The 16501-nt window shown below is 36.0% G+C and carries 10 protein-coding genes; 9 read left to right on the top strand and 1 reads right to left on the bottom strand.

All coding sequences use genetic code 11. The features are described 5' to 3' along the window. The first annotated feature begins 47 nt into the window (after positions 1 to 47). From OPS21_RS05860 to OPS21_RS05845, 4 genes are all read left to right on the top strand, one after another. The gene (locus tag OPS21_RS05860; protein ID WP_226080382.1) at positions 48 to 332 is read left to right on the top strand and encodes a BolA family protein; all 285 of its coding nucleotides are present in this window, start codon (positions 48 to 50) and stop codon (positions 330 to 332) included. 7 nt (positions 333 to 339) lie between these two features. Continuing rightward, positions 340 to 1581, top strand: a complete 1242-nt coding sequence (gene metC / locus OPS21_RS05855; protein WP_264337024.1) for a cystathionine beta-lyase — start codon at positions 340 to 342, stop codon at positions 1579 to 1581. After that, positions 1556 to 3139 (top strand): UDP-N-acetylmuramoyl-L-alanyl-D-glutamate--2,6-diaminopimelate ligase, encoded by a 1584-nt coding sequence (murE, locus tag OPS21_RS05850; protein ID WP_265027606.1) that lies wholly within the window; start codon positions 1556 to 1558, stop codon positions 3137 to 3139. The genes metC and murE overlap by 26 nt, the downstream gene beginning before the upstream one ends. 113 nt (positions 3140 to 3252) lie before the next feature. Beyond that, positions 3253 to 3378, top strand: a complete 126-nt coding sequence (locus OPS21_RS05845; RefSeq protein ID WP_006013387.1) for a hypothetical protein — start codon at positions 3253 to 3255, stop codon at positions 3376 to 3378. 128 nt (positions 3379 to 3506) lie between these two features. Here OPS21_RS05845 and miaA read toward each other — a convergent pair whose 3' ends face one another. Further along, positions 3507 to 4391: a tRNA (adenosine(37)-N6)-dimethylallyltransferase MiaA gene (gene miaA / locus OPS21_RS05840; protein ID WP_264337026.1), complete on the bottom strand. Its 885-nt coding sequence runs from the start codon at positions 4389 to 4391 to the stop codon at positions 3507 to 3509. A 75-nt stretch (positions 4392 to 4466) separates the two neighbouring features. On the opposite strand from miaA, the gene OPS21_RS05835 reads away from it, so the two are divergent. The 5 genes from OPS21_RS05835 to OPS21_RS05815 all read left to right on the top strand — a co-directional run bounded on the left by OPS21_RS05835 (position 4467) and on the right by OPS21_RS05815 (position 16496). Beyond that, complete coding sequence (locus OPS21_RS05835; RefSeq protein ID WP_127464170.1) at positions 4467 to 4937, top strand: hypothetical protein; 471 nt, start codon at positions 4467 to 4469, stop codon at positions 4935 to 4937. A 127-nt stretch (positions 4938 to 5064) separates the two neighbouring features. Beyond that, a complete protein-coding gene (locus OPS21_RS05830) occupies positions 5065 to 5724 on the top strand; it encodes a JAB domain-containing protein (RefSeq protein ID WP_264337028.1) in 660 nt (219 codons plus the stop codon). Between the two features lie 102 nt (positions 5725 to 5826). Beyond that, a complete protein-coding gene (locus tag OPS21_RS05825) occupies positions 5827 to 6156 on the top strand; it encodes a helix-turn-helix domain-containing protein (protein WP_264337030.1) in 330 nt (109 codons plus the stop codon). A 22-nt stretch (positions 6157 to 6178) separates the two neighbouring features. After that, on the top strand, positions 6179 to 6580 hold the full coding sequence (locus OPS21_RS05820; RefSeq protein WP_264337032.1) for a helix-turn-helix domain-containing protein: 402 nt from the start codon (positions 6179 to 6181) through the stop codon (positions 6578 to 6580). Positions 6581 to 6902: 322 nt separating this feature from the next. Continuing rightward, positions 6903 to 16496: an ankyrin repeat domain-containing protein gene (locus OPS21_RS05815; RefSeq protein WP_265027605.1), complete on the top strand. Its 9594-nt coding sequence runs from the start codon at positions 6903 to 6905 to the stop codon at positions 16494 to 16496. Positions 16497 to 16501 lie beyond the last annotated feature (5 nt).

Genomic DNA, 16501 nt, shown 5'->3' with positions numbered 1-16501 from the left:
TACTGTGGGATGACAAGAGGAGCGTATTGTTGCTTAAAGGAACTATTGTGGATATTATTAAGACAATAGAAGAAAAATTACGCGATTCAATAGGTGTAATTGATATTAATATTATCGATGAATCAGCAAAGCATGTAGATCATTATTTTGCTTCTTCTTCGACACTACCTTCACATATCAAATTAGTATTAATATCTAACGACTTTTCTGGAATGAGCTCTTTAAAGAGGCATAAATTGATCTATGAATTATTAAAGAGTGAAATAGAACGAGTACATGCGATTTCTCTTAACTTATATACGCACAGTGAATATAATTTAAAAAATAAATAGTAGAAACGTGAGAGAAGAGTCTTTATTAGTTAAAGCAGGAAGAAAATTTAATGATTATAAAGGATCGATGAACCCACCAGTTTATCATTCTTCTACCATATTATTTCCTACTTACAAGGATTACTTAAGTGCAGCGAATGGGGAGAGTATATATGATGTGATCAATGATGGTGTTGCAAGGGATTACAGCTATAGTAATGTTGGTACGCCTACTGTTCATTATTTTTCAAATGCACTGGCTGAAATTGAGGGTAGGGGACAAGCACTCATCTACCCTTCTGGATTATTTGCACTTACTTTTGCTATTTTGACTTTCACTAAAGCAGGTTCGCATGTTCTGATACAAGATAATAGTTATTATAGGCTAAAGAGATTTGCCGAAAATGAACTACCAAAAAGAGGAGTAGAAGTAACTTTTTATGATCCGACACAGGATATAACTGATTTAGTTCAGAGTAACACTTCACTCATCATGATTGAGACTCCTGGTTCTATAACGTTTGAGATTTCGAATGTAGAGCATATAGTAAAAGTTGCTAAAGAACGTGGAATTGTAACCGTTTGTGACAATTCATGGGCCACTCCTTTGTTGTTTAAGCCGCTTGATTATGGAATTGATATTGCACTATATGCGGTGACAAAGTATCTAGCCGGTCACTCAGATTTAGTGATGGGAGCTATGGTTGCTGAAGGTAAAATTTTTAAATTGCTTTATGAGAGTTATAAAAATTACGGAGTAACCATTCAATCGCACGACTGTTACCTTGCACATAGGGGACTTAGAACACTGCAAACACGCATGAGGAAACATCAAAGTACAGCAATGCAAGTGGCAAAGTGGCTGGAAAAACATTCAAAAATCAAAAAAGTCTTATACCCGGCACTTTTTTCCTATTCTCAGCATGATTTATGGAAAAGTTATTTCAAAGGGGCAAGTAGCGTATTTAGTATAGTACTCGATAGAGAATATTCATGTGAGGAACTAAGCTGCATGGTTGATCACATGAAAGTTTTCGGCATTGGTGCTTCTTGGGGAGGGTGCGACAGTTTGATATTACCAGTAGATCGTAGATCTATGTCAAGATCTGTAATGAATTCAGATTGTGGTGGAAGTTTCGTGCGAATATTTTGTGGACTGGAAGATCCTGAAGATTTAATCTTTGACCTTAATGACGCACTAAAAAGGTTACCATGTTTAGACTTTCAAAACGATGAAGTAGGACATGAAACTGAGAGAATTACTGCATGATATTGTTGATGTTAACTTTGACGTTGAAATCAAGGGCGTTACATGTAATCCCAAGAGAGTCAGGGAAGGTTATCTTTTCGTTTGTGTTTCAGAAAGGAGTAAAGAATACGCAACATGCGATACTGGAATCCATATCCTTCCTACTGAATCACAGTGCTACGTACACAACTGTGTAGACGTTGTGATACAAGGGGCCAAGAAAGATGTCATCCCAGTGCCCAGACACTGGGATCCAGAAAATTTAATTGTAAACAAGCACACTAGGCAATTGTATAATAAAAACTGGATTTCAGTGTCCGCTACTCGAATGACAAGTACTCCAAGTTTTGCAGTGCTTTACCACTCGGACCCTCAAGGAATATACAGTGAAATAGTCAGCAGGTTTTATCAATTCAAACAACCTAAATATGTTGCTGCTGTAACTGGTACGAATGGTAAAACTTCAGTGGTGGAATTTTGTCGCCAGATTTGGCAAGATAATGCAGCGTCTATAGGAACACTGGGAACATGTGTCAATAATAATAGAAAAGATAATAGCCTTACAACGCCAAGTGCAGATGATCTTTATTCCACATTGCGTGACATAAATAATAAGAACGTAGAACACTTAGCATTAGAAGCTTCAAGCCATGGAATCGATCAATACAGAATCCATGGACTCAGGTTCAATGCTGCAGCTTTTACTAATTTCTCTCAAGATCATTTGGACTATCACAAAAGTATCGATGAGTATTTTGAGGCCAAGAAAAGGTTGTTTGATGAGGTATTGCCAAAAGAAAAAACAGCGATTTTAAATGCAGATATAGGCGAATATGGAGAGTTGCTCAACATAGCTGAAAAGCGTGGCAACAAAGTTATAACCTATGGAAAAAAAAACTCTGATATTACTTTATTAAAGCAGATACCCACTGCCAATGGTCAATACCTAACAATTCAAATCGGTGATGAAATTTATAACGCATTTTTTCCGATTTTTGGGCAATTTCAAGCATATAATTTGTTGTGTGCAATCGGTATAGTTATTTCATCTGGTATGGACTATCAAAGAATGTGTATAGATAAACTCGCTTCTCCACCTGGAAGAATGGAAAAAGTGAACACTTTTGCATTTGTCGATTACGCTCATACTCCAAGTGCACTCAAACAAGCTCTGTTGTCTTTAAAATGGCACTTCAATAAAAAGATAGTTCTAGTGTTCGGTTGTGGCGGGAATCGTGATCAAACAAAACGTGCAGAGATGGGTAAAATAGCACAAATGCTTGCAGGTAAAGTTATAGTCACAGATGACAATCCGCGTGATGAAGATCCGGGGAAAATTCGTCACGATATTTTGTTACATTGCCCTGATGCACTGGAGATAGGAGATAGAAAAAAAGCTATAGAGAAAGGTATAAATATAGCACATGATGAAAATATGATTCTGCTAGTTGCAGGAAAAGGACATGAAAGATTCCAAATAATAGAAGGCCAATCCCTTGAATTTAGTGATGTTGAAGTTATTAGAGAGGGCCAAAAATTTGCTACTGCTGTTTTGCTCTCTCCTTCATCCAACGCCTGAATGGCTTTTTTCCTTAAGTCATAACTGTACGCTGCTGGCATTTTTACCTTCTTGTTATACTAAATCACTATCTTATCTTGTTCCTACTATTATGAGAAGAGCTATACAAGGATATGAAAGTGGAGATTGTGGTTACAAGATTAGTGAGAGAATATAGAAAAATTGAGGATGAAATATTGCGTGATATAGTTCATTTAGTGATAAAGGCTCTTACAGGTATAGTAGCGCTTCATAAGTAAGAATATTTTTACAAAGAATTTAATAATCACAATTTAGGCAATGATGAAAGTTCTTTAAGAAAAAAGTTTAATACTATCAAGAAAAGTTTGCATAGGCATAGCAATATAATACATAATAATCAAAATATCTAAAATTCTGTCAATTTATTTGCACAGTCAATCACTTGAGAATTCGGAAATTGATTTTTAAACCAAGTGTACTGGCGTTTTGCATAATGCCTTGTGTTTGTTTGAGCAATCTGTATTGCTTCGTCTAAAGTAATCTCCCCTTTTAAGTATCTTATAATTTCTGGTACTCCATGTGCTTTCATAGCTGGCAAATGTGGAGATGGGTTCATGCTAAGTAGGTTTTTTATTTCATCAATTGCTCCATTTTCAACCATTTCAATAAAACGAGAATTTATTTTTCGGTATATATCCTCACGTTTAGGTAGAATTGTATATACCTTAAAATTATTGAACAAAGGAGGCTGTCTATTTTCTTGCCATACAAAGATTGTCTTGCCAGTTTCAGTGATAACTTCAAGTGCTCTTGAGAGGCGATGTGAGTCATTAATAAATATTTTACCTTGAATCCTTGGATCTTTGCTTAGCACTAATTTGTAGAATTCCTCTTTACTTAAATTTTTCCTAAGTTCATTTACGTTTTCTCTCACTTCCTGGCTTATTTGTGGAATCGATGATAATCCCTTGATTAAGCTGCTAATGTAAAGCCCACTTCCTCCAGTGATGATGGGTATTCGTGAATTTTTCAGCGCGTTGTTAACTTCCCTCTTTAAATCCTCTAGCCATAAACCTACGGAATAATTTTCTCTTGCTGAAACATAACCGTATAGCCTATAAAATTCTTTCTGCTTTGGTGGTTGAGCAGTAATTACGGGAATCTCTTTGTATACCTGCTTTGAGTCACAGTTTATTATGCTAATGTTTTTATACTTTTTTATCAAGTTATCGCATAATTCTGATTTACCTGAGGCTGTAATTCCTGTAATAATTACTATATTATCCTTCATTTATATTAATTTAACTAACCTATGATAGGGTGTAGTAAAAATTTGGATTCTACAATCTAAAATTTGGAGACTTTTATGGCAGAAAATGATAACGATAACTCGTTTACTAAGCGTTTTACAAATAGGACCTCTAATGAGACAAGAGGAGGTTTTTCCAGTAAGTATTCATCTCAAAATACCAAAGAACATGCACTAGGAGCAAAAGGAAAAATTTCTGAATTGGCAAACAAAAAAGCTGAAGCCAAGGAAGCTTTTTCTGAAAGTGGCGGCATAAAGAGTAAAAGCAGAACTATCAACGAAAGATCCTTTGCTGATGCAACAAGAAGAAGTAGATCAGATCTCATATATCTAGTTCGTGGTAAAGATCGAGGAAGATCAGCTTGGCACTATGTATTAGTTGATAAAGATAAAAGAGAAATGTTTCTGGCAAAAAGTAGAACTGGCTCTATAGATGTTGCAGATTATGGAGAGATTTTATATTCAGGATGGGGAGATGATCCACCACAGGAGATAGTCGATAAAATCAATGCGGAGTTCGGATTGTAGTAAATCTGTTGTAAAAGCAACAAGGACAACATTGCAAACTTAGAGTTCAAAAGGGTTATTCCTCGAGAACTACTGCGTCAGAAAGCTGGCGTTGAATTTGTATATAATGTTGATCTTGGAGGTTTTTATGAATAATAGTGAGAGAAAAGAAAAATTGGAAACTCGCATTTTATCAAGTAGAGGCAGGTCTTTACTTGACCATGAGCTACTGGAACATACTCTATCTGAATATGCAGAAGGAAGAGAAGTCGCCAAAAGGCTAATGGAGCTTTTTAGTAGTTTAGGAAGGGTAATTAATGCTGATTTTCATGAGCTAAAAAATGTTACAGGAATGAACGATGGAGCAATAGCAAGTATCTTTTGTCTGAAAGAGATTTTCGATAGGATATTGAAAGGTAAGCTAAAAAAGCTGTCAATTCTTGATAACAGAGAAGAGCTACTAAAATACTTTAAAACAGCAATAGGACAATCACGAAAGGAAAGCTTACGAGTGGTATACTTAGATCGAAGTGGTCATTTAATATATGAGTATATTCAAGACTGTGGAACTATAGACAGAGTACCTCTGTATGTCAGGGAAATAATAAAACAGGGATTACTGATTGATGCAGCATCTGTTGCAATTTCACATAATCATCCAAGTGGAGATATAGAACCATCAAAAGAGGATGAGGATAACACACTTACATTAGCTGCAACCTGCGAAAATGTAGGAATGAAATTGATAGACCATATAATCGTAACACAGAAGAGCCACTTTAGTTTTTATGATAGTGGTTTATTGTAATCTGTAGACCGGAAGGAAGGTTCTCCAACTTTCCTTCTTTTTTTCACTTCATAAATTAAAAAATTCAATATAAGCTTGAACAGCTAGAATTAGTAGTGAAAGGTGGAATTAGGCAAAAAAATAAAGGAACTTAGGTTATACTGTGGTTTAACGCAAACTGAGTTAGGAAAAAGAATAGGTGTTTCATATAGGCAGATACAAAGGTACGAAAATGGTTCAAATTGCATTTTAGCCAGTAGACTGTATGACTTAGCAAAAGCCCTATCGATCGATGTTGCTGATTTTTTTACTGATATGCACGCCGACTCACATGAAAGTTACGATGAAGAAATACTAAAACTAGTCAAAGGATATAACGAAATTAAGAGCAAAAGGTTACGTAGTGTAGTTTATATATTGGTAAAATCTTTTTCTCAAAGTGATAATACATAGCTAATATTACCTGATATGTAAAATGACCATACAACATCCTATCGATAAGCAAATAGCTGAAAGAATAAGGAAAAGAAGGCTAATGTGTGGTTTTAGCCAAAGGGACTTAGGAAAAAAGCTTGGAATTTCATTTCAGCATATACAAGGATATGAAACTGGAGAGGTAAGGCTTATAGTTGATAGGCTGTATAATTTGGCAGAAGCTTTGTCAGTTGATATGTCATATTTTTTCACCAAAGCTTCTAAAGACTTGCATGATAATGCCTTTCGTAGCGATGTGGGCAGCGAAGAAATATCAAGATTAGTAAGAGAATATAGAAAAATTAAAGATGAAACATTGCGCGATATTGTTCATTTAGTAATTAAAGCTCTTGCTAATACAGGCTTCAAAGGGGATGTTAAATGCACGTCAATCTCAGAGTAGAGAAGTTAAGGCATTGTTTCAGCATTCTTTCCTCAAGCCACCTAATCAGTTATTTGTACTTTTACTATAGAAGGACAGCAATTCCATTTTTTTTATTCTTTAACATGGATAGCGCTGTTTCGCGCAGGAAATTACTTTATTCCAGAAGACTGTATTCTATTTTGTAATTATTGAGTTTACTCTACTTTCCGGTCTTTTCTGTTTTCCTTTAATCCAAAACTTGCATTTTTAAAATAAATATTGCACTGTAAAATGTTTATACATAACCTATTAATGCAAAGAGCTTTTTGGTGAGGATTTTGTCAATTTTAGAGAGGGTTAGATGCCATCAGAGCAGTTTGAAAATATAAAACAAGCTATAAGAAATAATAATAACAGAAAAGTTGTAGAACTTATAAACGATAATGTGACTATTGCTGGGCATTCTGATGTAGATGGGTGGAATTTGCTACACTATGCTGCTCAGTATGGCAACTTAAACGCTACAGAATTTTTAGCAAACTTAACAGATATAAACCTTATCGATGGTAAAACCAATGCTCAGCAGAAGCCTATACATATTGCTGCAGATAATGGACATACAAAAATCGTAGAGTTTTTTATTCATGAGAAAAAAATGGATGTTAATGATCCAGGAAAAGATTACGTGACGCCACTTCACTATGCCGCTAAAAAAGGTGAACTTGAGATGGTAAAGTTTTTAGTAGGAAAAAACGCAACGATTGATGCTCTAGCTAATGGTGCTTGGACACCATTGCATTACGCTTCTGAAGAAGGTAAGTACTCAGTTGTGGTATTTCTCGTAGAAAATGGAGCAGATATTAGCAAAAAAAATCCTGTTGGTAAAACATCATTACAGCTTGCTGAGAGAAAAGGATATCAAACTATTACGGACTTTTTAAAAAGTAAAGAATCAGAAAAGGAAAAGTTACGACAAAATAAAGCATTGCTTGATGCTGCAAAGGAAGGAAGTAGTAAAAAAGTTCAGGAATGTCTTGAAAAAGGAGAAATTGATTATAAAGACCAGAATGGTTGGACAGCCCTACATCATGCTTCTAATAGAACAGTGGATGATCTGGAATTTATAAGGTTTTTGGTAGATAAAAATGCAGACATTAATTCTAGAAATTCTGATAATAATAAGCCCTTGCACATTGCTGCAAGAAACGGACATGAAAATATTGTAAAGTTCTTTTTGGATGAAAAAAAACTAAGTGTTAATGATCAAGGAAAGGATAATTGGACACCCCTACATTATGCTGCTGAAAGTAATCGCATTGATGTCGTTAGGTACTTGGTAGAGAAAAAGGAAGCAAATATCAATGCTAAAAATTATGGCAATGAAATTCCATTTGACCTCATTAAAGACAAGGACTATGAAAAAGTGAAAGAAATACTGCTAGGTAAGGCATTAATTGATGCTGTAAAGCAGAATGATATTACAGAAGTTGAAAATCTTATTGAGAGAAAAGTTAAGGTTAGCTATCTATATGAAAATAATAAGTGGACTCCACTACACTATGCTGCAAATTCAGGTTATAAAGCTTCAGCAGAAGCGCTTATAGCAAAGGATTCAAGTGTTATTAATGCTAAAGACTATGAGAGAAGCACACCTTTACATCTTGCTGCTGATCAAGGTCATAAAAATATTGTAGAGCTTCTTCTTGAAAAGGGAGCAAATATTGACGCTATAAATTCTGGTAACAAAACACCGTTACAATTAGCTAAAGAAAAAGACCATCAGGCAACAACACAGTTATTATTGAGTAAAGCATTGCTTAATTCAATAGAAGAAGGAAATATTAATAAGATCAAAAAATGCCTTGAGGAAGGAGCTGAAATTAACCGTGAAGATAATAACGGCTGGGCCCCGTTACACTATGCTGCTAATAAAAAAACAGAAGCTCAAGAGCTGGTGAGGTTACTAGTGGAAAGAGGAGCAAATGCTAATGCTACAACTAATGATGGAGATAAACCCTTACATATTGCGTCCAGCCATGCACATACAAAAGTTGTAAAATTCTTCATTGATGAGAAGGGACTAGATATTAATGATCAAGGAAAGGATAATTGGACACCGCTACATCATGCTGTTAACAAAGGTAGCAGCGATTTAGTAAAGTTTTTGATAAAAAAAGAAGCAGATATTTATGCTGAAAATTCTAATAGTGTAACTCCACTTGACCTTGCTCAACAGCTTTCCCAAGGTGAAAGTAATCGGCAAGAAGTTAAAGCAATGTTGCAGGGCAAGGCATTGATTGATGCTATAAGGAAAAATGATGTATCAAAGGTCAGAAAATATATTCAAAATCTTAATTATTCATACGAGAAAAATGGATGGCAGCCGTTACATTACGCTGCTAGCTTAGGGTATAAAACGCTAGCAACAGAACTTATCAATAAAGATCCAAATGTTGTTAACGCTAAAGATTCTGACGGAAATACACCTTTACATCTTGCTGCTACTTATGGCAAAGGTGACGTGGTAGAGCTTTTTCTGAGTAAGCAAGCAAATATTGATGAAGTAGGAAAAAATAACTGGACACCGCTTCACTATGCCGTTTATGAAAATCGATTACCGGTAGTAAAATTTCTTATAGAAAAAGGAGCAAATATTGGCGCTACGGGTTTAAGTGGAGAAACGCCGTTGCAACTTGCTGTTGAAAAAGGAGATAGTCACAGGGAGGTGGCAAAGTTATTGCGGAGTAGAGAGCTATTCAATGCTGTAAGAGGAGATAACTTGGGTGATGACATTAATAAGATTAAAGGTCTTTTTGTAAATGAGATTGATGTTAACTATTCAGATCTAAATAACTGGACACCACTTCATTATGCTGCTCGCAACGGTTATACAAAAGTAGCAGAATTTCTGGTAGAAAAAAAAGCAAATATAAACGCAAGAACAGATAGTAGAGAAAAACCTTTGCACATTGCTGCAAAAAATGGGCATAAAGATATTGTAGAATTTTTTATCGATCAACAAGAATTAAGCGTTAATGAACAAGGGGAAAATAAGTGGACGCCCCTGCATTATGCTGCTGCAAGCAATAGCCTTAATGTTGTACAGTACTTGATTGAAGAAAAAGAAGCTACTATTGATAGCAAAGATAGAAATAATTGGACAGCTTTACATCATGCTTCTAAAGAAGGCCATATTGAGATTGTAAAGTTTCTTATAAAGAAAGGAGCGAATATTAATGCTCATAATTCTCAAGGAAAATTACCAGTAGATCTGGCAAGCGAGCCTGAAGTAATTCAATTCTTACTGAATGAAGGGTTGTCTGGTGCTGTAAAACAAAATAAAGTGTCGGAGGTGAGAAATTATCTCAACAAAGAAGTTAAAGGAATAAGGGTTAATATTGACTATAGTGATCAAAATGGCAGAATTTTCCTTCATCATGCTGCACGTCATGGTTACTCTGATGTAGTTGAGCTTTTAGTGCAAAGTTGGCCAGCTGTTAATGCAACTGATTTAAACAATTGGACTCCACTGCATTATGCATCTGAAGGCGGGCATCTAAAAATCGTAAAGCTTTTAACGAGAGAGCGGGCAGACATTAACATTAGAAATTCTGACGAGGACAAACCATTACACGTTGCAGCCAAAAGTGGGCATCAGCCAATAGTAAGGTTTTTTATTGATGAGCGGGGAATGGATATTAATGATTTAGGTAGAGATAATTGGACACCACTTCACTATGCTAGTGCAAACAACTATTCACAAATTGTAAATTTTCTTGTCAAAGAAGGTGCAGATATTACTATCCAGAATGCCCAAGGTAAAGCACCTTTAGAGCTTATAACTGGTAATCAGGAAATTGTCAGGTCATTACAAAATGAGGCATTATTTGATGCTGTAGAACAAGGAGAGTATGCTCAAGTTCAAAAATATCTTGACAATGGAGCTGATCCTAACTCTCTGAGCGGTAATGATTGGACGCTGTTGCATCGTGCAGCTGAAAAAGGTCATTTGCTAATAGCTTCGCTTCTAGTAGAAAGAGGGGCAAGCATTGATGCTGAAAATTCTGATGGGGACAAATCTTTGCATATTGCTTCACAATATGGCCACATAAACATTGTGAAGCTTCTACTCAACGGTAAAGTTAATGATAAAGGTAAAGATAATAAAACACCACTACACTATGCTGCTGAGAGCAATCACTTCGAAGTTGTGCGATATTTAGTAGGAGAAAAAGGTGCAGATATTAATCTTAAAGATGCTGATGGGGATAAACCTATGCATCTTGCTGCAAAGAATGGACATACGGATATAGTAAAGTTTTTTCTTGATAAAAAGCTCAGTGTTAATGATTTAGGTAAAGATAGCTGGACACCACTCCATTATGCCGCTGAGCAGGGCAAGTCGGAAGTTGTGGAGCTTTTGATAACAAGAGGTGCAAATATCAATGCAGAAAACTCTGGTGGCAAAACACCTCTACAACTTGCCCAGGATGAAAGAGTCAAGGAGTTATTGTTAAATAAAGCACTTTTTGATGCTGTGAAAGAAGGAAATTTAGTGAGAGTACAAGACTCTTTCAGAGATGGAGCTAATGTAAACTCTACTAACAGATGGGGATGGGGGCTTTTACACGCTGCTTCTGTGAGAAATAATTTGCCATTGATCAGGTCTTTAGTGGAAGAGAAGGGAGCGAATATTAATGCTAAAAGTAGAGATGGAGATAAACCTTTGCATATTGCTGCCGAGAAAGGCTCTTTAGATGTTGTAAGATATTTTCTCAGTAGAAAAAATGGTGTGAATGAGGCAGATGCTAACATTAATGATAGGGGCAAAAATAATTGGACACCGCTTCATTATGCTGCCAAGTACAACCACCCTGAAGTTGCAGAGTTTCTCATAGAGAATGGTGCAGATATTAATGCAATTGACTATGATAATCTAACACCTCTGCAACTAGCTAATGAAGGGCCAATTAAAAGATTATTACAAAATAAAACATTATTACATGCTGTAAAGCAGGGAAATTTAAATGATGTAGAAAGATACCTTGATAATGGAGCTAACGTTAATTATTCAGATAAGAATGGATGGACAGTATTACATGAAGCTGCAAGTAGAGGACATCTAAGAGTTGCTCAGGCTCTAATATCAAGAGGGGCAAACATTAATACTAGAGATCAAAATGGCGACAAGCCTTTGCATATTGCTGCTGATTACGGTCGTAGAAACGTGGTAGAATTCTTTCTGAAAGAGGAAAGAGCTGGCCTTAGTGTTAATGATGCAAATAGAAATGGATGGACACCGCTTCACTATGCTGCAAGCAGAGGTGGTTTGGCAATTGTAGAACTTCTGATAACAAAGAGGGCAAATATTAATGCTCAAGATTCTAACGGAAATAAGCCTTTACATATTGCTGCAGATAACGGGCATAGAAGTATTATAGAATTTTTCCTTAGGTGGCACGGGGATGAGCTAAGCATTAACGATAAAGGTAATAATGATTGGACTATGCTACACTACGCTGCTGACAAAGGGTATCCAGAAGTTGTAAAATTTTTAATAGAAAAAGGAGCAGATATTGATGCTAAAAGTACTGATAACAAAACACCTTTGCAACTAGCAAGCGGTAAAAACCATCAGGAAGCAGCAAGATTATTGCGTAATAAAGCATTATTTAATGCTGTGAAACAAGGAGAGTTAAGTAAAGTTGAACAGTATCTTGCTGAAGGAGCAGACCCTAACTACAAAGACGAAAATGACTGGACATTGCTGCATGATGCCGCTAGCAAAGGTTACATTGAAATCGTTAGGCTTCTAAAGGCGCAAGGAGCAAATGTTGATGCTAAGTCTTATAATGCAAAGCCTTTGCATTATGCTGCTAGGAATGGATACGAAGACATAGTAGCGTTTTTGATAGTAGGAAAAGAGAAAAGTGAGGGTGTTGACAGTCGTGGTAGGAATAATTGGACACCATTACATTATGCTGCTAGACATGGACGCTTGGCAGTAGTAGAATTTCTGATAGGAGAGGACGCGGATATCAACCTTAAGGATACTAACAGAAATAAGCCATTGCATGTTGCTGCTCAATATGGTCATACAAATGTGATGGAGTTTTTCCTAAGGAAAAACAGAGAAGGGTTGAGTATCGATGACAAAGGTATAAGTGGAAAAACAGCTTTACATCAAGCAGCTGAGAAAAGCCATTCAGCATCTGTAGAATTTTTGATAGAGAAAGGCGCAGATATCAATATTCAAGATTCTGAAGAAAACACGCCATTGCAACTTGCAACTGACCCTGAGATTATTAAATTGTTACAAGATAAGGTGTTATTTAATGCCGTTAAGCAGGGAGATCGTGATAAAATTAGTGAATATCTTACTAGTGGAGCTGATGTTGATGTGACTAACAGGTGGGGATGGGGAATGTTGCATATTGCAGCAGAAAATGGCGACTTATCAATGATAAGGTTTTTACAAAGTAAAGGAGCGAACCTAAACATGAAAAGCATTAGTGGTGAAAGCCCGTTACATGTTGCTACCAAAAATGGATACAAAAATGTTGCTGAGTTCTTGCTTGAACATGGAGTAAGTGCTAGTGAACCAGGCAAAAATAATAAAACGCCATTACATTATGCGGCAGAGGAAGGTTATTTTGAGCTTGTAAAGTTACTAATAGAAAAGAGAGCAGACACCAACGCAAGGGATTCAAACGGTAAAACACCATTACAACTTGCTAAAGAAAAAGAGAATGGAGAAATTACTGAATTGCTGTTAAATGAGGCTATGTTTCATTCTGTAGGAAGGAATGACATACAAAGAGTTAAAGATTATCTTAAAGAAGGAGCTGATGTTAATTATTCTAGTCACAATAACTGGACACCACTGCATTATGCCGCTTATAGAAACCACATAAAACTCATAAAACTTTTAGTAGAAGAAGGGGCAAATGTTAATGCTGGGTCTCATTACATAAAACCTTTACATATTGCTGCTCAATATGGCCATAAAGGCGTAGTGGAATTTTTGCTTAACAGCGGATCAAATATTAATGCTTCTGGTTGGAATAGCTGGACACCACTCCATTATGCTGCTGATTCTGGTCACTCAGAGGTTGTGAAGTTGCTTATAGAAAGAGAGGCGGATATTAATGTTCAAGATTTTCATGGCAAGACACCGTTACAACTTGCTACAGAAAAGCGCCACCTAGAAGTCGTAAAAACTCTTTCAAATGCAGGATTGTTTGATGCGATAAGTCAGAAAGATTTTAGAAAGGTTGAACATTATTTTAATATAGGTGCAGATGTTAACTCTAGAGATGATAATGACTTAACACCATTGCACAAAGCTGCTCAATGTGGTGATTTAGAGATTGTCAAGTTTCTTCTTAGAAAAAAGGCTTACACTAATGCTAGAAATAATAAAGATTACCTTACTCCGCTCCATGAAGCTGCTAAGAGTGGTAACTTAGAAGTTGTGAAACTACTTATTAACTTTAGATCAAATATTCATGATCAAACGATAAGCGGAGCAAAACCTTTGCATATTGCTGCTGAGTATGGACATAAAGATATCGTAGAGTTTTTCCTCAATAGGAGATTAAGTGTCAATGATTTAGATAAGAATAAGTGGACGCCGTTACACTATGCTGCCAAGAGTGGTAACTTAGAAGTTATAAAGTTTCTCATCAGTAGAGGAGCAGATATCAATGCCAAAGATTCTAATAATTTAAAACCTTTGCATATTGCTGCTGAGTACGGTCATAAAGGTATTGTAGAGTTCTTTACTGTAGAAAAGCAATTAAGTGTTAGTGACCAAGATAAAAGTAGTAAAACATTGATGCACTATGCTGCTAAAAGTGGCAACTTAAACGTTATTGAATTTTTTGCTGGTAGAGGAGCAAATATTATCGCTTTTGATATTAACGGTGTGAGTCCTTTACATATTGCTGCTGAGCATGGACATAAAAACGCCATTGAGTTTTTTCTTAGTAGAGGATTGAATGTTAACTATCAAGATCAGAATAATCAAATACCACTACATTATGCTGCCAAGGGTGGTAGTTTAGAGGTGGTTAAACTTCTTGTAAGTAGAGGAGCAAATGTCAATGCTCAGGATTCTAGTAATGCAAAACCTTTGCATTATGCTGCTCAGTATGGTCATAAGGATATAGTAGAATTTTTTGTAGTGCAAAAGCAGCTAAGTGTTGATGACAAAGGCAAAGACAATTGGACACCTTTATATTATGCTGCTAAAGGCAGGAATAATAAACACATTGATGATAAACTTTTAGAGGTTATTAGGTTTCTCGTTCGTCAAGATAGAAACATCATCAAAAATAAAGATGTTTACGGTGCTGGGCCTTTACATATTGCTGCCCAGCATGGACACAAAGATATTGTGGAGTTTTTTATACAAAAAGAATTAAATGTTAATGATGCTGATTATCAGCAATTAACACCTTTGCATTATGCTGCCCTTCATGGTCGCTTGAGGGCTACTAAATCTCTAGTTGAAGAAGGTGCAGATATTAGAGCTGTAAGCAACGATGGAAAAAAACCTATACACTCTGCAGCTAGCAATGCACATAAGAATATTGTACTGTTTTTCGTACAGCAGGGGCTAAGTATTAATGATCCAGATACTAATTTAATGTGGACGCCACTGCATTATGCTGCCCATTCTGGTAATTTGGATTTTGTCCAATCGCTTTTAGCTGAGGGAGCAAATTTTAATGCTGTAGATGCTGATAACGCAAAACCTTTGCATATTGCTGCTGAACGTGGGTATCAAAAAGTTATAGAACTTTTAATAAACCAGGGAATGAATGTTAATGATTTAGGTCAGGACAATTGGACACCGCTGCATTATGCTGCAAGGCATGGTCATTTGGGAGCTGTAAGATTTTTAGTAGAAGAGAAAGGAGCAAATATTAATGCTGTTGATCTGAGTGGTAAAATACCTCTACATATTGCTGCTGAGAATGGACATAAAGATATTGTAAAATTTTTCCTTGATAAAGGAATAAGTGTTAACGCTGTTAGTGCAGATAATTGGACGCCTCTCCACTGCGCTGCTAGTAATGGTCATTTAGAAACCGTAAAATTTCTTGTGGAGGAAAAAGGAGCAGATATTGATCTTCTCAGTATTGATCATGAAAAACCTCTTGATCTAGCTATTTCTGCAAACCATGTAAGTGTGGTAGAATACCTAAGGCAAGCTCTGGAAGAAAAAGAGCACAATTACGTTGCTAATATCAGGCATAGTCATCTTTTTGTAGATCAGCCTACTGTAGGTCAGTTTCAAAGTAGTGGAGCAGGTAGACATTCTTCACTGATAGGCAACTGGGTTTCTTGGATAAAAGGTTGGATACCTAATACTGGACAGCCATTTTTACCAGGTAAGGTGGCCAGCTGTAAATCATCTACACCTATTATTCAAGAAAGGCTTGGGAATATTAGTAATGCAGACATGATGCTTTATTATGTATTATATAGCTGGTTCAATGGAAATAAATGCAACATGAAATGTAGAGCTTATGAAAGCAGTACTTTATCAAAAGAGGAGACAATAGGCTGTACTTTACGTATAGTGGAAAAGCTAGAGCAAGTAATGAAGCAAGCAGCTTGTAGCAGTGGTATAGCATGGAAATCAGTAAGAATTGATTTTTTAGAAGTACAAAAAACTATCACAGCAAAAATTACAAGTGGCAATTATGATACAATTGCTAGTCTTTTAGACTCATATGTAGAAAAGGCATTTTCACAAAATTTAAGTCAAAAGCAAATCGATGGATTTAAAAAAGCCTATAATGGTAAGAAAGATCGAATATTAAATAGTGCTGATCTGCAAATCCAAGCTAGCATCCAAGTACCTACCTCTATACAAAGTGTTCTTATAGAAAAAGGTATTACAAATGAAAAAAGCAAAGAGACCTGCTACTCGTTATTAAAATAGCAGGT

Source organism: Wolbachia endosymbiont (group B) of Chorthippus parallelus, from assembly GCF_947251815.1.
GTDB lineage: Bacteria > Pseudomonadota > Alphaproteobacteria > Rickettsiales > Anaplasmataceae > Wolbachia.
The sequence above is the reverse complement of the archived record's forward strand: the minus strand, read 5'-3'. Positions and strand labels throughout refer to the sequence as shown.